Source organism: Maribacter arcticus, assembly GCF_900167935.1.
Lineage (GTDB): Bacteria > Bacteroidota > Bacteroidia > Flavobacteriales > Flavobacteriaceae > Maribacter > Maribacter arcticus.
Genome location: NZ_FUYL01000009.1, coordinates 66371 through 87002, shown reverse-complemented (window position 1 = coordinate 87002; position 20632 = coordinate 66371). Strand labels below are relative to the sequence as shown.

The window sequence follows — 20632 nt, the reverse complement described above, 5'->3', positions numbered from 1 at the left end:
TTTATACTTTGTTGCCCACAGTTAATTCTTTCGAGTTCTGTAATATAAATTCCAAGTTCCAGAATTCGATTCCACAATATCTGGAAATCCATCGTTATTTAAATCTCCTATTTCTATGTTATAAGTATCGTCTTTTAAGTCCTCTCGCAATCCAATTTCTATAAATTCACCATTTTCTAGACCTAAATAAACATAATTTCGTTCCTCCGAATTTCCCTCAATAATGTCTAAATATCCATCCTTATTCAAATCTGCAACTTTAATTGATAGCGTTGAACGCTCTGTTTTGAAATCATAAACTCGATTAAAATTCAAATTTTTGTCGCCAAAATAAATACTGTTTTTTGAATCTAAATTTCCTACTACTACATCTAAAAATCCATCATTGTCAAAATCTGCAAGGTCAATGGAACGAGATTCATCTTCTTCATTGCCAAATTCTATTACTTTTGAAAAATTCTGTTTTCCGTCATTTATAAAAACTTTATTTTTACTCTGTCGCTCTGCTGTAATTAAGTCCAAAAATCCGTCTTTGTTTATATCTACTATTTTAGTTTGAATTGTTTGGTCAGATTGGTTACCATAAGTGATGATATTTTTAAAGTTGCCCTTTCCATCATTTAGGCAAATTTCGTTTTCGAATTTTCTATTTGAGAGTATTAGGTCAAAATCTCCATCATTGTCAATATCAGCAATTTCAAGATTTCGTGAAGGTGATATTAAGCCAAAAGAAAATTCTTTATCAAAATTTTGATTGGCTGAACCAAAATATATTTTATTCTCAACGTTGTCATTGGCTACTACAATATCCATAAAACCATCATTGTTTAAATCTGCACTTTTCACAGAATAGGAAGCGTCAAGGAATTTTCCAATAGGTTGGGCTAATTTGAAGCCTCCATTTCCGTCATTGTAGTAAACATAATTTTGTTCTGCCCAATGCCTTCCATTAGCTACAAGTGCATCTAAATCTCCATCTTGGTCAATGTCTGATAATGTTATTGAAGCAGTTCGGTTTGATTGCGTTCCAATTGAAAAAAATCCATCAGCATTAAAAAATGACACTTCTTGAGAAAAGCCTTTAAACGAGATTGTCAAAAAAGCAAGTAATATTATTTGTGTTCGTATTTTTTTCATAATTGTAGGTAACGGTAGTCTAAACTGCGTTTTAGTACAGTTTAGGCTTTGTTATGCTTTCGTTTTATATTCACGTCTTATACCTGTCATTAATTCTTGTTTGGTCACCACTGTATCGTTTCGTTTTACGACCGATAATGCGCAATAGCGCGCAATATTTATAATGGATCCTCCTGTCAATTCATAATCTTCAGCAATTTGATGGACATCAATACCCGGATCTAATGTACAGTTAGCTGAAAACACATTTTTCCATAACTGTAAACGTTCTTCGGGTTGTGGAATGGGGAAATGGATCATGGTTTGGAATCTTCTGCTAAAAGCTTCATCTATATTAATATTTAAATTGGACGCCAATATTACAACACCCGTAAAATCTTCAATGCGTTGCAATAAATAAGCTGTTTGCTGATTGGCAAGTCGGTCATTCGAAGAATCTGTTGCAGTTCGCTTACTAAATAGGGCATCCGCTTCATCAAAGAAGAGTATCCATTCCTTATCTTGAGCCATATCAAATATCCTCGCCAGGTTTTTCTCGGTTTCACCAATATATTTTGATACGATTATTGAAAGATCAACTTTATAGACATCTCTGTTCGACGTTTTTCCAAGTAACATTGCCGTTAATGTTTTCCCTGTTCCCAGAGGCCCATAAAATAAAGCACGATAGCCTGGTTTAATCATTTTTTTCAAACCCCATTCATTCATTATTTTAGATCCATAATCGAGCCAATTCTTAATCTCCATCACCTGATCTAGAACTCCTTCATCAAGAACGATATCATCCCATTCCATTTCGGTGGAAATTAGTTTTGCTGGAAAAGTAGAATTTGACTCTATTGGCATCTCTCAGGTTTTAATTCTCTATTAAGCATAACCCATATTAAACGGTCGTTTTAATGCCGTTTATTATATGTTATGCACATTTATTAATCTGGTTATATTATTTTTTTTTCAGATGGTTCAAACGAGATGTCTAATTGTTGAATTTTTGGTTGTTTCTCTGGTGTTAGCGTAAAGAAGATGTTAATTACACCATTCTCCGCTTCAATGCTAAAACTGCCTCTGAGTTGATTATTTGGTTTCACCTCATTGGTAGTTTGAATAGCTCCGGCTTTATTCAACACTTCTTGTATTTCAGAAACACGAATTTCCCGTGATTGATCCATATAAAAATTTTCAGCCAAAATATTAGCTTCTAATTCAGGGTTCCAATTTTGAATCAATTCCGTGATCTGCTTTTGCCTTTTTATTAAAATATCTGAAACCGGTAGTTGTCTGGGTTGAAGGCCAATTGTTTCAAAAAGCAATTCTCCAATCTTTTTCCTAGGATATGCTTCAGTATAAGTAAGATTGCAGAAAGCCATAATGCCAACTCCATATTCAGGAAAAAAACAATAGTAGCTTCCAAATCCGGGAAGTGCGCCCCCATGACTTACCTGTTTTAAATCATTACAATAAGTGGTAATACCTAGTCCAAAGCCATATCCAGAAATTAATGGGCAAGGTTCATTGCTAAAGTCAGTAGCTTTCACATTCAAATTTGCGAACTGTGGTGTTTGCATTTCGCGAAGCGAACTCCTTTTAACCGGTCCAGTATCCTCATCATTTCTTGCAGGCCATGCGGAAAGGTGAAAACTAACATATTTGCTAAAATCTTCAATAGAAGTGATCAATCCTCCCATTGCACCATAAGCGCCGTCATGAAGCATTGGTTCTGACTTCCATTGCTCTTCTTCCCAACGGTATCCCATTACCAATTGCTCCTTAGGCACATTACCGTATTCCCAATACGTCTGTTTCATGTCTAAAGGCTCCAATATATTGGTCGTAATATAATTTTGATATGGAACACCTGAAACTCTTGAAACAATAGCTCCCAATAGGGCATAACCGGTGTTACTGTACTCAAAATCAAAAGAAGAAGGATTGGAAAAGGATACTCCTTCTCTAATAAGATCAATTAACATTTGGTCAGATTCATCTAATTGACGATCACCCCATGGATTGTCTTCTGGAAATCCAGCAGTCATTGTTAAGAGGTTTTTAATATTAATAATCGGTGAATCTTCAGTAAGGTATTCCAGAGTAGCCATTTCAGGAATATACTTACTAACTGGATCGCTCAAGTTCAGTTTTCCTTCATCCCTAAGTTTCAAAATCGCCAAAGCCGTAAAACTTTTGGTCATAGATGCTATGCGAAACGCTGATAAAGGTGTAGCAGGTATTTTCTTCTCAAGACTTATATATCCCGTGGCACCAGAAACCACTAACTCGTTATCGACAGTAATACCGTAAGCAATGCCAGGTATATTTTTGGTCTTAGCATGCTCCTCTATTAATTTCTGTAATTCAGGAGCAATCTTTTTAATCTTTTCCATTCGCTCATCAGGAGTAAAAACGGGTGCTTTGTATGAAGACGAATATGAGTGAGAAAAACTAACAGTATTTTTATCGGGTGATTGTTTTGAATTGCAGGAGATAAGGGTTATTGCTAAACAAATACAAGATAAACAGGAATATAAGTTTTTCATTAATTGTGTTTTAAATTGTGCATGACGGTTTGTGTCTGGTTAGCAGCTTGGTTAAGCAATTAATTTAGCAAATAAATCACAGATAGAATATTCAACAGGAATGTTCGTAAGTCGGCAATGACCAAGCAATGAATTATACACGTCTTAAGTTTGATTCTCATTAAATTGTTTATCTATAAAATTCAGTCATTGTTATTTATTTCCTTATCAACAATATTAATGACATTCTTTATCTGATCTATATTTTCTTTTGATATTTTTGTATAGACTATGTTTTGATGCATTAAGAAGTCCATTTGATTATAAAATTCACTATCCAAAACAGACTCCCAAGATTTAATTTGTTTTTTATTAGGGTTATAAAATTTGCTTTTTTCCCAATCCACTTTACCAACAACACCATCCAATATTTCACCATTATAAACTAACCGCTTGTAATAATGATTGTAAAGGTTTGTAATCATATATTTTAAACTATCGTTCTTTATGTTTTCAATTTTACCTGATGCTATGCCAGAGTCATAAACACCAGTAGTTGGGAAAAATGTTGGGTTTACAAATTGTGTACTTACAAAAACAGAATCGATTTCTGATTTTTTATCAGAATTCCCTTTTTGAATTAATTGCATTAGATTTTTTAAAGTCTCACCCTTCTTTGCCTGTATTTCATATGAATTGTTTAGTTGACTTAAATCACTTTGTAATTCATTTCTTAAGTCCTTTAAAAATCTTTGTTCCCATTGTGCATTTTTTTGATTTTCATTCCAATTATTAATACTCAATGCAATTAGAATTCCAATTACGACCAATACAATTTCACCTATGGCATATTTAAAGTATTTGCCAGTTTTGTTTTCCATAAGTGAATTTTGTCTGATTATTCTAAAGAATTTTATCATATGGTATAGTGGTTGGTCATAATGAAGGCTAACGGTTGAGCTCGTATGTTTGATTCTAAGTTTGAAGATAAGATATTTTGAATAATCAATTAGTTTAAAAGGAAGGGTGATTTTCCGTATGAAAATCTACCACAATGAATTATAGCCTTTGTTGGGCGTTGTAAGAAATATGGTATTAATTTTTAATCTGTTCTAGGATTTTTTCGATATGGCTAGCTAAGGTATAAGATTGAATATTACTTAGATTATGAACCATTATTGCAAATCCCAAGTGATCTTCAAAATCTTGACTTGTCATGAGATCACTTAGATCAATTTTTTCTCGAGAGTTTCCAATCCGATCATTAAATTTTTCCGATTTATCCATTAATACTGTTCGCATCATTTCGAGATCTAACTGAACACCATTATATAAATTACGTGCTTGAAAATGCGAAGTTAAAAAGGGTAAATATTGTTTATCTCTATAAGTTACCCATTGTAACTCTTCTTCTACAAGTTGATCAACTTGACTTGGCCAAGCCGCTAAAAGTACTCGTAATGAATCATTTTTAATAAGACTTATATCTCGCGCAGAAAAAAAGTCAGAAGAATTTGTATTAAACGTTGGAATAAAAATAGTTCTTTGCAAATGATACACTATTGAGTCGGAATTATTTATATCACCTTGGTCAAAATTTACAAGAAGTGTTTTCGCGGATTTAACAATATTTTTACGTTGATCAATCTTGTCATTTAATTGATCTAAATTAGCAGAGAATTCTTGCCTGAGTTGGCTTAATAGAATTACTTCCTTATTTCGATTTTGTCTGTTTTCATTCCAATTATTAATTTGTAATGCAATAAGAATTCCTATCACAAGAAGAAGAATTTCTCCAATAGCATATGCCATATATTTACGTGATTTCTCTCCTCCAATTAATTGTTTTCTTAGATTTTTAAAAAGTCTCATTTCAGAAGTTAGTTGTTATTATGCCCAACGTTTGGTGTAAGGATAGTTGCGTGGTTCAGCAACTAACTTACTAAAAATGGACCGAACCAGAGGGAAATCCGTAGGATTTTCCGAGTAAGCTAGACCCAAGTAATTAATTATACACCTTGTTAGCCTTTCGTTATTTATTGTAACAATTAGTGCAAATAGGTGTCTTTATTGAAACTATAACAATTATAATATAATGAAAATCAACAATTTTTTTTTGGCTTTTCTAAGTTTAATCTTTCCACTGATGCTTTCTGCACAGGTTGAATCAGTATTTAATGACATTCGATTGAATCAGTCATTGCAAGTTGTAACTCAAAAATTAAGCGAAATATCCGAAAGTTCAACTATCATTTCCATAGATGAGACGAATTTTCCATTAGCGATTAGCAAAGAAGAACATTTAGTTTGCTCACAAGTTAAAACAGATAATGGAATAATTAATAGCGTTGTATTCACTTTTGCTGATGACAAGCTTAAATATATAGAAGCAAGAGGAAATGCACGCAAGACCTTAACTAAAACGCTTACAGATACCACAAGAACGTATCTCGATTATGATGTCTACGTTGCTTTAAAATTATTTTTAAAGCAAAAGGAGGATGCTGCTTGGATACTAACTCAAGAGGGAATGCATACTGGTTTGTTCGCTTGGGAAAATCCATATTTACATCTAGGTTATAAGAATGAAACAAAGTCTAAATCCTCCAGTCAAATACCAATATTTATTAAAATGGGTGCATCCCTTGATGAATTGAAGCCAGTATTAGAAGCTAATAGTAATTTTACAAACACTGAAAAATTAGATGGAACTGATCCAAATGCCCAAACTCAAATCAACTGTTTTGGCGTTGATTATTTAGGGTTTCCAAGAAAAATCGAAGCTCGATTTGGGAATAATATTTTAAATGTAGTTTGGCTATTAACTGGAAAAGAAGAAGAAGACAGAATTAGAAAAGCCTTGACTAATCAGTATGGTAAGCCAATTTTTGTTAATGATGTTTGGGAAGTATTTAATAATTGGCAGGTTGCTTTAAGAAAAGATAAGCCTGAAGTATTACTTATGGAAAAGAAAATAGGATTAGAATATAAAACCAGCTATTTTAAACAGTAATTTTCAACAAACTAATTCAAAGAATTTTATTGAGGCAATGTAGGCGAGATCAAGCAATTACTTATAGCCATTGTTGTGCTTTCGTTATTTTTTTCATTTTAACTACAGTCAATAATCTTCACCGTTTTTTTATACATCACTATTTAATTCTTTGTCAATTAATGTCATTATTGTTTGCATTTCTTTTTCAAAATAGGGGTATTCGCTTCTTTGTAGTGCATACCCAAAACCTATAAATTGAAAAATATAGTTCTCAAATTCCTTAGACCGTAACAAGTTTTTATTTCCTTTAGAATTTACAGAAATGTCGATTCCCAGTATTTTTGAATAACCCAAATCTTCTGATAATCTTCTAAAATCACCATTTTCATAAAGATAATTTTTAAGACTTTCAGTAGCTTGGGCAACCTGATTTTCCTGTAACCGCACACGATTTATTTTTCCTTCCCACGAAGCTATTAATCCGCTTATACTGTCATTCTTTATCTTATTTATCCCCCCAGAATAAATGATTTGGTTTAAGGCACCATTCTCATAGTTTATTACAATGTCAGAAAGAAAAAACTGATTGAGTAATTGTGATAAATCTGGTTCAGTCAAATTATTTAACAAACTATCATTATTCATAATGTTGAGAACTTTATAGGCATTCTCCATTTTTTCTGATAGTTGATTATTTTCAACGAAGAGCGATTTAAGGTTGCTAGCCATCTCCTTTTTTACCAACTTTAAATAATTTTCCTGTTGCTTTTGAAAGGTGTATGTTTCTTGCTGGTTATTTAAATATAGAGCAATTAATATTCCGATTACAACCAAAACAATTTCTCCAATTGCATAAAGTAGATATTTACTGAACTTATTTTCAGTCAACATTTTTTGTCTAATTTTTCTAAAGAATTTTATCATTGTTTAGTGGTTGGTCTTAATGAAGCACAACGTCTAGGCTATTGCAAGTAGGGCAGGCAAGGAAAATTTTCGTTTCCGTCTGGTCTGCGAGCCAGAGCTTTTTGTTTTGTAATTATTTTTCTTTTTTAATTGCCAAATCCAAAAGATTTGGCGACTTTATAAATATACACAGACCTTTTAGTTTTGCCCTAAAGTCCGCATTACGTTTAGGTTTTGTTGTGCTTTCGTTATTTAATCTGTAAGCTCTTTTTCAATTATTTTTAAAATAGCGTTAATTTCATCTTTCATTGGCTGATAAAATGCAGTATTTGTGGCTATTGAAGTCCCGCTAAAAAGAAACAATCTATTTTCAAACTGTTTGGATTTGAATAAATCAAAACTGGTGGTGTTTGCAAATCTAGATTCCCATTCGAAATTTGCTCCGATATCTGAAAACATCCTTCCTACATTTCCATACTGAACATGCATCTCTTCTACGATGTGTCTATGCCTCAGTACTTCTTCTTCTTGATGCCTAATAAACTCTAACTTGTTTACAAAAGCGGCGAGCTTATGTTTCAATTCTTGATTGTTAACTAGCTTTAAATTCCCTGAACTAATAATTTCAGTTACTACTCCAGTGCTTGGATTAAAATAAATTTCTTCAGCAGTTGCTTGTACTATATAACGACTAATCGTTTGTTGAGAAAGAGTATCAAATACCTTTTTGTCAAAAAAGCTTGATAATTTATCAATCCCATTAATTATTTCATTATTGAGTGAAATGGTTTTATCTAATATTTGTAAATTATTTTTGAATTCGTTTTGTAGCGAACGAAGATATGTTTGTTCAATCTTATCATCCTGTTTTTGTATGTTTTGATTGTTTATTTGAAGCGCAATTAAAATCCCGATAACCACAAGTACTATTTCCCCAATAGCATATTTCAAATACTTTCCAGTCTGTCCTTCTGAAAGTAATTTTTGTCTAATTTTCCTAAAGAATTTTATCATTAGTTAATGGTTGGTTATAATGAAGCACAACGTTTCGGCTATGAGTAGTTGCGTGAGTTAGCACTTAACTCTGCAAGTACGCACAAAACTTAAAATCCGCGAGGATTTTCAGAAGTAGGCGAGAACAAGCAATTACTTATAGCCATTGTTGGCAAATCGTTATTTAGTTTTAAGGCTAGTATAGACTTCTTTTTCAAAAAGACGATAAAAATCAACTGTTTCTTTATCCGCATATGGGAAAAAATTGGTAAAATAAACTATAGCAACATCTTTTTCTTTATCTAATGAATAATAAGAATTAGCTAGTCCTGACCAATATGCCGAACCTTTGCTTCTTAGAAGTTCATCCTCACTATCCTCAATTGCCCATGCCAATCCATGTGTATCTGATTCCATTGATTTACCTCCCGCGTTAAGAGTGAGCCCATTAGGTAGTTGATTGTTAAACATCAACTCAATCGTTTCGGAATTTAATATTTGACCACCATCATATTTCCCATTATTTAGCATGCATTTAAGAAATGTGAGGTAATCCTTTGGTGACCCAAACAAACCTCCTCCTGCGCTGTATTCAATAACTGGTCCAGCCGGAAGACGAGGGTGCTCTTGAAATCCCGTTGAATCACGAGTCCCCCAAGAAACAATATTATCTTGCAGATTTTCAGGCACATTAAACCAGGTACTATTCATTTTTAATGGTCCTGTAACATTTGTTCTCAAGTAAGTTTCAAGATCTTGACCACTTATTTTTTCAATTATTTTACCAACCCAATCTAAATTAGTTCCATATTGCCATCGTGCACCTACCTCAAATAACCTTGGGAGATCATCATATTTCCATCCAGATTTATCGAATGCCTGAAGCCGAGGATCCATAAATTCGTATCCAAATCCTGCTGTATGTGTCAATAAATTTCTCAAAGTGATCGAATTCTTGGCTTCAACAAGTTCTCCTTCTTCAGTTAGAATAGGAATAGTTGTCATTTCTGGCATTAATTCGTCTAAAGGGTCATCTAGACCAATTAAACTCTGTTCAACAAGTTGCAATACCGCAACAGATGCAATAGCCTTTGTCATTGAATAAATTCTGAAAATATTGTTTTCATTTATCGTGTCTTTTCCACCCCAAACTGATGGTCCAAACGCATACCAGCCCATTTTCCCTTCTCTGGTACTATAACCCATAATGGCAGCAGGAAGATCACTTTGTTGAAAAAAGGCATTCAGTGGTAATTGATCAATTACCATTATATTTCCTTCTTTTTCAGTTTTGCATCCTGTTAATATTGAGATGATAACTAGCGCAAATAATAATTTTTTCATAATTGAATGGTTTTGGTTCCTTTAATGTTTGCCAACGTTTAGGCTATGTAAAGTAGGGCAGGCAAGGAAACTTTCCGTTTTCGTCTGCGCTCGTATCCAAAGCTTTTTATTTTGTTTTTATTTTTTTCATTTTAAAAGCCAAATCCAAAAGATTTGGCGGACTTAGTAAATAAACCCAAGCCTTTAAATTTAGCACTTTATGCCCTATTTGCTATAGGCATTGTTACAGCACGTATTTTTCTACGCAATCTCAATTAATATCATTTTCTCTATAATCCACTTGCCGTTTTCTTTTTTAATGAAAATCCGAAATCCTGTCCCGCATAATTTTCCGCAGCCAAATCCGCTGTGCAGGATTCCATATGATTTGGTCGTATCGAATTGAATTCTTGAAAAACCGGTTGTTCCTGATAAATTGAAATCATATTCTTCGCTCCAGATTTCACTACCCGCTGGAAATTCAGACCGATATTTGAATTTTAGTTTTGGGTCTGCCTTGAGGCGGTTAAGTTTAATTTTATAATTTTTTGTTTGATTCGAAGTGTCTAAAATCAAATTTTTGTCTGAAAAGTACTTTAGTAGTTCTTCCCGTTCCTCTTTTTTCAACAATCTAGTACTATCATCAACGGCTATTACCAATTTCACGGAATCAGCCTTAAATCCCGCAAGTTGCATTTGCCATTCGGTCATTGTCCTTTCCGCCATGATCGTATCATATCCAATCAAGTTTTCATTGGCATCGTAGATTGGTGCCGGAGGTGGTGGCGGTCCGAGCCTTGTATCGTAATGGAGTTCGTCCATCAAAGCCGGGAATATTTCATATGCAACCGATTGTTCAAATTCCAAATTCGTCTGCGTTTTTTCGCAGCTCGAAAAAAGCAGAAAGATTGAAATTATTACAAAGGCTTGTCTAAAAGTCATATGTGTTGTAATGTAAAGATATACGTACCATGGTATGTTTATTTCTGTTATTTACCAGGTAAAACGTACCCTCTAAGATACTATTAATCAATAAACCTACAATTTGCAATCTATCTATAATTAGGGCATGCCTTTACTTATTATATTGGTAGAAACCCCGCATGATTTAGAATAGCTGGTAACGACAGAGAACTTGAGTGGCATTGAGACAGTAGAGGAGTTGGTTACTGAGGTTGAGTTTTCAGTTGGCAGTTTTCAGTTTTCAGTAACAGTTTTCAGTAACAGTTGGCAGTAGGCTGTTTGTTGGTACGCCTTTACGAGAATCTTTTCATGACCAAGTCCATCGTCTGAAATAATTTACCGAAAATAAGAAAGAGAAAATCTGCCTACTGATGCTACCAACTTAATACTTAAAAAACAATTACTTCTTCGTTGCTTCGAAAAATTTTGCGTTGATGTCGTCAATAAAGTTTAATAGCTCGTCGCGGCCGCTACGGTGGCTGGCGCTAGTGACGAAATGTTGCGGTGCTTCTTCCCACATATCGGCGGTAAGCGTATCTAAATACGTTTTAACATCGCGTTCGATAGCCTTGGGTTTAAGCTTATCAGCCTTGGTGAATATAATGGCAAAGGGTATTCCGTTTTCACCCATCCACTGCATAAACTCCATATCTATAGGTTGTGGCTCGTGGCGTATATCTACCAGTACAAAAGAACAAACCAGTTGCTCGCGTTGTAGAAAGTAATTGGTAATGTATTTCTGAAATGTTTTTTTATCGCGTTTAGACACACGTGCATACCCATACCCAGGTAAATCGACCAAAAACCAATTTTCATTGATTTTAAAATGATTAATCAATTGGGTTTTACCAGGTCTACCCGATGTTTTTGCCAAGCCTTTACGCTCGGTCAACATATTAATTAATGAAGACTTGCCCACATTAGAGCGACCAATAAAGGCATACTCAGGTATAGACTCATTAGGGCATCGAGCAACATCAGAGTTGCTAATTACAAAGTCGGCCGACTTTATTTTCATTCGTAGAAAATTTTAATACTTATTTTTCTCTAACCAAGCATCAAGAATGGCGTTGAATTCGTTTGGGTGCTCCATCATAGGTGCGTGTCCACATTTATCAATCCAAAATAAATCTGAATTCGGTAGCAGTTCATCAAACAGTTCTGCTACATCTGGCGGAGTTACACTATCGTTCTTTCCCCATATAATACAGGTAGGCGTTTTCATTTTTGGCAAGTCTTGCGCCATATTATGACGTATAGCACTTTTAGCAATCGCTAAGGTCTTCACTAATTTCACTCTATCATTAACTGTAGCGAAAACTTCATCTACAATTTCTTTAGTAGCAATTTCTGGGTCGTAAAAAACATCTTGTGCTTTCTTCTTAATAAACTCATAATCACCACGCTTAGGGTAACCATCGCCCATGGCACTTTCGTAAAGTCCAGAACTACCGGTAATGACCAAGGCCTTTACTTTTTCTGGATACATTTTAACATATAGAAGCCCTATATGGCCGCCTAAAGAGTTGCCTAAAAGAATAACATCGTCCAATTTTTTATGGTCAATAAATTTTTTGAGGTATTTGGCAAAATTCTTCACCGTGGTTTTAAGCATCGGCATAGCATATAGCGGTAATTCGGGAATTAACACCTTATAGCCTTTTGGTGGAAAATGGGAGGATACGCCCTGAAAATTACTAAGACCACCCATAAGACCATGAAGGATGATAATGGGTTTGCCTTCACCTACTTCAATGTATTTAAACGTACCGTCGTTAATTAAATCGTTTTCCATGCACACTGCTAATCATAATTGCCCAAATATAGGTAATTACCGAGAATAGCAAACAACTCTTTTTAATTAGGTGGTCCCTTAAATCGTTGGGATTTCAATTTTTATAGAATTATAGGTCAAGTGGTAGAATTAACTTCAAAAGAAGACTTAGGTGTTAAAAGGTGTTCAAAAGTGGGGTAATTTATTAACAAAGTGGATTTTAGTGGTAAAATGTGGTAATAATATTTATATATTTGAGTTATATAAATAAAACCGACCATTTTGGACATTTATTTTTTTGGGACATTTAACTGTAAGGCAGACGCTAAGGGGCGTATTATGCTACCTGTTGCCTTGCGTAATCAAGTGGCTCCGATATTGAAAGACGGTTTTTTTATTAAAAAATCATACCTGAGCGAATGTTTAGAGCTGTACCCAGCTTACGAATGGCACAGAGTAATGGCAGAATTGAACGAAAAGAGCAGGTTCGATGAAGAGAACCTACAATTTATAAGAATGTATACGGCAGGCCTACGACAAGTAGAAGTAGATGCCACCGGTAGATTATTGATACCAAAAGATATTATTTCATTGGCGGGCATTTCTAAAGAAGTGGTGATTGCGCCTATTGGAAAACGATTAGAAATTTGGGACAAGAAGGCATATGATGAATCTATCAGTGCAACGAAAGAGGAGAAAGTGAAGTTAGCCAAGCGCGTAATGTTAGGTGAAAAATCTGAAGGAGATGTATCATAATCCGGTATTGCTGAAAGAATCAATAGATGGCTTGGACATCAAAGAGAATGGTGTTTATGTAGATGTGACATTTGGTGGAGGCGGTCACTCTAAAGAAATATTAAAACGATTGGGTGCAGACGGCAAATTGTTTGCCTTCGATCAAGATGAAGATGCGCAGGCAAATACCTTAGGTGATCCACGATTTACGCTAATAGTAGAAAATTTTAGGTACATCGCTCAGTTTTTAAAGTTCTATGGCATTCGGAAAGTAGATGGAATCTTGGCAGATTTCGGAGTTTCATCGCATCAGTTCGATCAGGCCGAAAGAGGGTTTTCTACCCGTTTCGATGCAGATTTAGATATGCGAATGAGTAAGCGTAATACGCTTTCTGCCTATGAAGTGGTGAATAAGTATACGTATGACGATTTGCGTAAAGTATTGTTCGATTACGGTGATATTAGAAACGCCAACGCCATGGCAAAAGTACTAATTGCGAGTAGGGAAGTTGAGGAGATAAGAACGACCGATGCTTTAAAACAAGCCTTAAAGCAGTTTTTGCCAGAGCATAGGCAACATAAGATTTTAGCTCAGATATATCAGGCGATTCGTATAGAAGTGAATCAAGAGATCGAAGTGATCAAGGAGTTTTTAAAGCAGGTGCCAGATTTATTGAATCCGAAAGGGCGATTGAGTGTAATTAGTTACCACTCTTTAGAAGATAGATTGGTAAAACGATATATACGAGCCGGACAGTTTGAAGGTGAACCAGAGAAAGACTTTTATGGAAACATAGAAGTACCCTTAAAGAAGGTTGGCGGATTGATAGTTCCGTCTCGAGAAGAAATAAAATTAAATAACAGAGCACGTAGTGCCAAATTGAGAATAGCAGAGCGTAATGACGAAAAATAAAGTGAAAACTGGGGTCTTAGACCTGTTGAAAGGCAAATTTTTGGTGAGCGGAGACTCACCCAAGAATTGGCTGTTCATCATTTTCATTTCTTTTTTGGCAACGGTAATGATCAGTAGCTCGCATAGCGCAGATCAGAAAGTACACCAAATCGCTTTATTGAACGAAGAAGTAAAAGAGCTTAGAAACGAGTTTGTAGACATGCGGTCAGATGTGCAGCAGTTGAAACTAGAATCTAACATTACAGGTAAGATTTCTGAGAAAGGATTGTATCCTTCAGAAACACCGCCACAGAAAATTAGGGTCAAATCTTTAAATGAGAAAGAATAAATGGCCGCAACAGATAAGAGTATACTTAAACGACTTTATATTGTAACAGCGCTTCTTGTGCTGTTCGCTGGTGCCGTGCTTTTTAAGTTGGTGTCTATTCAGATTATAGATGGCGAAAAATATAAGGCCTTAGCAGAAACACGTACGTCTCACATATTTACGATTGAACCGAACAGAGGTAACCTGTATTCGGATGATGGAAGTCTTTTGGCAACATCGGTTTCTAAATACACCATTCGTTTTGATGCGGTTACAGTAAATGATATTGATTTTAAGCAGAATATAAAGCCGTTATCAGATGCATTGGCGAAGCAATTCGGTAATACATCTTCTCATTACCAACAGATTCTTAGAAAAGCCAAGGAGAATAAAAATAGATATGCGCTAATAGTGCGCAATCTAGACTACTCTGAATACATGGCTGTAAAATCATTCCCGCTTTTTAATAAAGGAGCCTATAAAGGAGGATTGATTATTGAGCAAAAAACGAAAAGAGAACATCCGCTAGGTAAAATCGCTGAACGTAGTGTTGGGTATGAGCGTGTAGATGAAAATGGCTACCGTACCCGTGTGGGTATGGAAGGTGCTTTTGGGGAATATTTAAGAGGTGTAGAAGGAAAACGTGCCAAGCAAAAAATTGCAAAAGGACTTTGGAAACCGATTGGTAGCGATAATATGATTGAGCCTAAAGATGGTTATGATGTGTATTCTACCATCGATATTAATATACAAGATATCGCACACCATGCTTTATTAAAGCAATTAGAGCTTTACAAAGCAGACCACGGTACCGTAATCGTAATGGAGGTGAAGACCGGTGAAGTAAAGGCAATCGCGAATCTAGGTCAAACACCTGAAGGTAAATACTACGAGCGTCTGAACTACGCTATTGGTGAATCTCATGAGCCAGGTTCTACATTTAAGTTAATGAATTTAGTAGCTGCCCTAGAAGATAAGGTAGTTGATACCAGTACCGTAATTGATACTGAAAAAGGAAGTTGGAAAATATATAGACACTGGGTAAAAGATACCAAGCGTGGCGGACATGGTAAAATATCGGTAGCCAAAGCTTTTGAAGTATCGTCGAATGTGGCGTTTGCTAAAATGATACATAATGGGTATAAGAACGATCCAGAGAAATATGTAAACCGCTTGATGGGTATGGGTATTCATAAAGAATTAGGGTTGCCGGTTCGTGGAGAGGGTAAGCCAGTGCTTAGATATCCAGGAGATAAAGGATGGTCAGGATTGTCTTTGGCGCAAATGGCTTACGGTTATGAGGTTTCTATGACACCATTACAAACATTGTCATTCTATAACGCCATTGCGAATAATGGAGAAATGGTGAAGCCAAGATTATTGAAAGAAGTTAAGGAGTGGGACAAGACCATTAAAAAGTTCGATAAGAAAGTATTGAATGCGGCAATATGTTCTCAAGAAACGGTAAAGAAAGTACAGAAGATTTTAAAAGATGTAGTAGAGAGTGAACATGGTACAGGCCACGGCATGTATTCGAAAAACTTTTCTATGGCTGGTAAAACAGGTACTACACAAACCAATTACATTTCTAAGGATAAGAATAAATACGAATATATTTCTTCGTTTGCAGGCTATTTTCCAGCAGATAATCCGAAATACTCCTGCATTGTAGTCATTCATAAGCCAGACAAGAGTGTTGGGTATTATGGTGCCGATGTATCGGGTCCGGTATTTAAATCTGTAGCACAAAAAGTATATGCTACGTCGCCATTAACAAGTGAGGTCGATGTAAAGCATATGTTGATCGCCAGTGCAGATAATTCTTACCAAAATTATTACAAGAATGCCCAGCAGGTGTATGCGCAAGTGCCTAATGTAAAAGGTATGAGCGGAATGGATGCCGTTGCAATTCTTGAAAATTTAGGAATAGAAGTAGAGGTAAAAGGGAATGGAACGGTAAAACACCAGTCTATCTCTAAAGGAACCGATATTAAAACCGTAAAGAAAATTGTATTAGAATTAATATGAAGTTATTGAAAGACATATTATATGGAGTGCATCTTACCGCAGTTAGTGGTACGACCTCTTGTGATATCGCTTCAGTTCGTTTCGATTCTAGAGAAGTACAAAAGGGTGATGCCTTTGTTGCTATAAAAGGCACCTTGACCGATGGTCATAACTATATTGATGCTGTAGTAGCAGCTGGTGCGAGAGCTATTGTGTGTGAACAACTACCTACGAATATAGTAGAAGGTGTTACGTATGTTGAGGTAGAAAACGGTAATCAGGCGTTGGCTTTAATGGCTTCTAATTACTACGATACGCCTTCAAAAAATTTAAAATTAGTAGGGGTAACCGGTACCAATGGTAAAACAACCGTATCGAGTTTGTTATATCAGCTGTTTAAAAAAGCAGGTTATAAAGTAGGATTGTTATCCACCATTAAAATAATGGTAGATGATACTGAATACAAAACAAAACATACTACTCCCGATGCATTGACCATCAATAAGCATTTGAAGTTAATGAACGATGTTGGTGTTGAATTTTGCTTTATGGAAGTGAGTTCGCATGGTATTCATCAGAAAAGAACAGAAGGTTTGGTTTTTGAAGGAGCGATTTTCACGAATCTATCTCACGATCATTTAGACTACCATAAAACATTTGCAGAGTACCGTGATACCAAAAAGATATTGTTTGATCAGTTGTCTAAAAAGGCATTTGCATTGACCAATATCGATGATAAAAATGGCTTGGTGATGTTGCAGAATACCAAGGCTAGAAAGTATACGTACGCTTTAAAAAATTATGCAGATTATCGTGCACAGGTTTTAGAAAATCAGTTCGATGGTCAGTTATTGAAAATCAATGATAACGAACTGTGGATTAAATTAATAGGTCAATTCAATGCCTATAATATGTTGGCTATTTATGCCACTGCAGAGTTATTAGGATTAGAGAAATTAGAAATTCTTCGCTTGTTGAGTGAGTTGGATAATGTAGATGGAAGGTTTCAATATTATATATCAAAAAATAAAATTACGGCTATAGTTGATTATGCCCATACGCCGGACGCCCTTAAAAATGTGCTTGAGACAATCAACACGTTGAGAACTGGAAATGAAAACGTCATCACCGTTGTGGGGTGTGGTGGCGATAGAGACAGATCAAAGCGTCCGGTAATGGGCAATATCGCTTCCGAAATGAGTAACAAAATCATTTTTACTTCAGATAACCCTCGTACAGAATCTCCTTCTGAAATTATTGCAGAAATGGAAGCAGGGGTTGAGCCACAGCATGTAAAAAAGGTATTATCGATTGAAAATAGAGAGCAGGCTATTAAAACAGCATGCCAGTTAGCAGCTGACAACGATATTATTTTGGTAGCAGGTAAAGGTCATGAGACCTACCAAGAAACCAACGGAGTACGAATAGATTTTGACGATTTTAAAATTGTAAAAGAGCTTTTAAATAGCTTAGATAAGTAACATTGGCTTGAGAACGCCATAATGAAAAAACTATGTTAACCTACCTGTTCGAATATTTAGAAAAACAATACCAGTTTCCTGGGGCTACGCTGTTTCAGTTTAGTACGTTCCGTGCGGCTATGGCTATCCTGTTATCTTTAATAATCGCAACAGCTTTCGGAAAACGTATTATACTTTTTCTACAAAAGCAGCAAGTAGGTGAAACTATTCGTGACTTGGGTCTTGAAGGTCAAAAACAAAAAGCAGGTACACCTACCATGGGTGGTATCATTATTATTTTGGCGACATTAATACCTGTAATCTTATTTGCACGACTAGATAATATTTACATCATACTTCTGATATTCACTATGTTATGGATGGGTGCTATCGGTTTCTTAGATGATTATATTAAAGTATTTAAAAAGAATAAAGAAGGATTAAAAGGAAGGTTTAAAGTTCTAGGTCAGGTTACACTAGGTCTTATCGTTGGTGCAGTACTTTATTTTCATCCAGAGGTGACCATGCGTGATCATGATAAATCAATTATCACAAGCGAGTTTGTAGTAGAACAAGTAAAGGGAGCAGAAATTAAGTCGACCATGACTACGGTTCCTTTTTTTAAGAACAACGAATTTGATTACGGTATTTTAATTGACTGGGCAGGCGATGGAGCGCAAGAATATGCGTGGTTGATTTTCATTCCAATGATTATTTTAATCGTAACGGCAGTATCTAACGGAGCAAATCTAACAGACGGTATTGATGGGTTGGCAGCAGGTAATTCTGCAATCATCGTATTTACGTTGGGTGTTTTCGCACTAGTATCTGGTAACGCAGTATTCTCTGACTATTTGGATATCATGTACATACCAAGAGTTGGTGAATTGTTGATTTTCGTGACCGCTTTTGTAGGTGCTTTAATTGGGTTTTTATGGTACAACGCTTTCCCAGCTCAAGTATTTATGGGAGATACCGGTAGTTTAACTATTGGTGGTGTTATTGCTGTAATCGCAATAATTGTACGTAAAGAATTATTGATACCAGTATTGTGTGGAATATTCTTTGCCGAGTCACTTTCAGTGATGTTGCAAGTAGGTTATTTCAAGTATACAAGAAATAAATACGGGGAAGGCAGACGCATATTTTTAATGTCGCCATTACATCACCACTATCAGAAAAAGGGATATCACGAAAGTAAGATCGTAACTCGATTTTGGATTGTAGGAATTCTATTGGCCATTGTAACTATAGTGACCTTAAAAATTAGATAGATGGCATTGTTGGTAGTTCTAGGAGGAGGAGAAAGTGGAGTAGGAACAGCCATTTTAGGATTGAAAAAGGGATATAAGGTTTTTGTATCCGATAAAGGAAAAATTAAAGAGAAGTATAAAAACGTTCTTGAACATTTTGGAATTGATTGGGAAGAAGAGAAGCATTCTGAAGACCGCATTTTAAAAGCCGACTTAGTAATGAAGAGTCCGGGAATACCTGATAAGGTACCCTTGGTAAAGCAGTTGGTTGAGAAAGGCATTCCTGTAATATCTGAGATTGAATTTGCATCAAAATATACCGATGCTAAAATCATAGGCATTACGGGTAGTAATGGAAAAACTACTACCACCATGCTTACGAACCACATACTCGCCAATGGCGGATTAAAGGTTGGTATGGCGGGTAATATCGGTGATAGTTATGCGAAGATGGTCGCAGAGAATGATTTTGAGTATTACGTGCTCGAGATAAGCAGTTTTCAATTAGATGGCATTGTGGATTTTAAACCTCATATCGCCGTCATCACGAATATATCGCCAGATCATTTAGATCGATACGAGTATTCATTTGAAAACTATATCGCTTCAAAATTCAGAATAGCGGAGAACCAAGACGAAAACGATTATTTGATTTATGATGCAGATGATACGGTTTTGGTGAAATGGCTTAATGAGCACCCGGTCAAATCAAAATTAATCCCCTTTTCATTGAACAAAGTATTTGAAGAAGGAGCATTTATAGAACAAAACGAGATAATAATAAAAACAACAACAGACACTATTAGCATGATTAAAGATTCTTTGGCCTTAGAAGGTCAACACAATGTAAAGAACACGATGGCAGCTGCCACTATTGCAAAATTAGTCGGTATCCGTAAGGAAACGATTAGAGCTTGTGTGTCAAATTTTCAAGGGGCTCCCCACCGTTTGGAGAAGGTGTTGAAAATTCATCATGTAGAATATATAAACGACTCAAAGGCAACTAATGTAAATGCGGCCTACTATGCTTTAGATAGCATGAAATCACCAACGGTTTGGATCGTAGGTGGTGTAGATAAAGGCAATGAGTACATGGAGTTGATGCCTTTGGTACGTGAGAAAGTAAAAGCGATTATTTGCTTGGGTGAGGATAATGAGAAAATTAAACATGTATTCGGTAATGCAGTGGATCTTTTGGTAGAAACATTTGCAATGGAAGAGGCAGTGAAAGTGGCTTATAAAATTGCCGAACGTGGAGATACTGTTTTGTTATCACCAGCTTGTGCAAGTTTCGATTTATTTAAAAATTATGAAGATCGCGGAGATCAATTTAAAAACTGTGTAAAAAACCTATAG

The 20632-nt window shown here is 35.5% G+C and carries 19 protein-coding genes; 8 read left to right on the top strand and 11 right to left on the bottom strand.

Going from position 1 to position 20632, the window contains the following annotated elements; all coding sequences use genetic code 11:
• Positions 1-21 precede the first annotated feature (21 nt).
• From B5X55_RS14115 to B5X55_RS14095, 5 genes are all read right to left on the bottom strand, one after another.
• On the bottom strand, positions 22-1137 hold the full coding sequence (locus B5X55_RS14115) for an FG-GAP repeat domain-containing protein (protein WP_079513280.1): 1116 nt from the start codon (positions 1135-1137) through the stop codon (positions 22-24).
• Between the two features lie 51 nt (positions 1138-1188).
• Positions 1189-1983 (bottom strand): ATP-binding protein, encoded by a 795-nt coding sequence (locus tag B5X55_RS14110; RefSeq protein WP_079513279.1) that lies wholly within the window; start codon positions 1981-1983, stop codon positions 1189-1191.
• 92 nt (positions 1984-2075) lie between these two features.
• Entirely contained in the window at positions 2076-3671 is a 1596-nt protein-coding gene (locus B5X55_RS14105) for a serine hydrolase domain-containing protein (RefSeq protein WP_079513278.1), read from the bottom strand.
• Between the two features lie 182 nt (positions 3672-3853).
• Positions 3854-4531, bottom strand: coding sequence for a DUF6090 family protein (locus B5X55_RS14100; RefSeq protein WP_079513277.1), 678 nt, complete (start codon positions 4529-4531; stop codon positions 3854-3856).
• A gap of 214 nt (positions 4532-4745) precedes the next feature.
• Positions 4746-5522, bottom strand: coding sequence for a DUF6090 family protein (locus B5X55_RS14095; protein ID WP_079513276.1), 777 nt, complete (start codon positions 5520-5522; stop codon positions 4746-4748).
• A gap of 223 nt (positions 5523-5745) precedes the next feature.
• On the opposite strand from B5X55_RS14095, the gene B5X55_RS14090 reads away from it, so the two are divergent.
• A complete protein-coding gene (locus tag B5X55_RS14090; RefSeq protein WP_079513275.1) occupies positions 5746-6663 on the top strand; it encodes a hypothetical protein in 918 nt (305 codons plus the stop codon).
• Positions 6664-6792: 129 nt separating this feature from the next.
• Here the strand turns inward: B5X55_RS14090 and B5X55_RS14085 are convergent, their stop codons facing one another.
• The 6 genes from B5X55_RS14085 to B5X55_RS14060 form a co-directional block, all read right to left on the bottom strand.
• Entirely contained in the window at positions 6793-7569 is a 777-nt protein-coding gene (locus tag B5X55_RS14085; RefSeq protein ID WP_143814505.1) for a hypothetical protein, read from the bottom strand.
• Between the two features lie 231 nt (positions 7570-7800).
• Positions 7801-8562, bottom strand: a complete 762-nt coding sequence (locus B5X55_RS14080) for a DUF6090 family protein (protein WP_079513273.1) — start codon at positions 8560-8562, stop codon at positions 7801-7803.
• Positions 8563-8721: 159 nt separating this feature from the next.
• Positions 8722-9885, bottom strand: coding sequence for a serine hydrolase domain-containing protein (locus B5X55_RS14075; protein WP_079513272.1), 1164 nt, complete (start codon positions 9883-9885; stop codon positions 8722-8724).
• Positions 9886-10125: 240 nt separating this feature from the next.
• Positions 10126-10686, bottom strand: coding sequence for a hypothetical protein (locus B5X55_RS14070; RefSeq protein WP_143814504.1), 561 nt, complete (start codon positions 10684-10686; stop codon positions 10126-10128).
• Positions 10687-11227: 541 nt separating this feature from the next.
• Positions 11228-11845 (bottom strand): ribosome biogenesis GTP-binding protein YihA/YsxC, encoded by a 618-nt coding sequence (yihA, locus tag B5X55_RS14065; protein WP_079513270.1) that lies wholly within the window; start codon positions 11843-11845, stop codon positions 11228-11230.
• A 12-nt stretch (positions 11846-11857) separates the two neighbouring features.
• Positions 11858-12622: an alpha/beta fold hydrolase gene (locus tag B5X55_RS14060; protein WP_079513269.1), complete on the bottom strand. Its 765-nt coding sequence runs from the start codon at positions 12620-12622 to the stop codon at positions 11858-11860.
• Between the two features lie 261 nt (positions 12623-12883).
• Here B5X55_RS14060 and B5X55_RS14055 point away from each other — a divergent pair, with 261 nt between their 5' ends.
• From B5X55_RS14055 to murD, 7 genes are read left to right on the top strand one after another with little or no spacing between them, the layout of a single operon-like run.
• Positions 12884-13357, top strand: coding sequence for a division/cell wall cluster transcriptional repressor MraZ (locus B5X55_RS14055; RefSeq protein WP_079513268.1), 474 nt, complete (start codon positions 12884-12886; stop codon positions 13355-13357).
• Positions 13347-14249 (top strand): 16S rRNA (cytosine(1402)-N(4))-methyltransferase RsmH, encoded by a 903-nt coding sequence (gene rsmH, locus B5X55_RS14050; protein ID WP_079513267.1) that lies wholly within the window; start codon positions 13347-13349, stop codon positions 14247-14249. Before B5X55_RS14055 ends, rsmH begins: the two co-directional genes overlap by 11 nt.
• A complete protein-coding gene (locus tag B5X55_RS14045; RefSeq protein WP_394332845.1) occupies positions 14236-14577 on the top strand; it encodes an FtsL-like putative cell division protein in 342 nt (113 codons plus the stop codon). Before rsmH ends, B5X55_RS14045 begins: the two co-directional genes overlap by 14 nt.
• Positions 14578-16584 carry a PASTA domain-containing penicillin-binding protein gene (locus tag B5X55_RS14040; RefSeq protein ID WP_079513266.1) on the top strand — a complete coding sequence of 669 codons (2007 nt, stop codon included), beginning with the start codon at positions 14578-14580 and terminating at the stop codon, positions 16582-16584. It abuts the gene before it with no gap.
• Positions 16581-18044 carry a UDP-N-acetylmuramoyl-L-alanyl-D-glutamate--2,6-diaminopimelate ligase gene (locus B5X55_RS14035; protein ID WP_079513265.1) on the top strand — a complete coding sequence of 488 codons (1464 nt, stop codon included), beginning with the start codon at positions 16581-16583 and terminating at the stop codon, positions 18042-18044. The genes B5X55_RS14040 and B5X55_RS14035 overlap by 4 nt, the downstream gene beginning before the upstream one ends.
• Positions 18045-18076: 32 nt before the next feature.
• On the top strand, positions 18077-19297 hold the full coding sequence (mraY, locus tag B5X55_RS14030; RefSeq protein WP_079513264.1) for a phospho-N-acetylmuramoyl-pentapeptide-transferase: 1221 nt from the start codon (positions 18077-18079) through the stop codon (positions 19295-19297).
• Positions 19298-20632: a UDP-N-acetylmuramoyl-L-alanine--D-glutamate ligase gene (gene murD, locus B5X55_RS14025; RefSeq protein WP_079513263.1), complete on the top strand. Its 1335-nt coding sequence runs from the start codon at positions 19298-19300 to the stop codon at positions 20630-20632.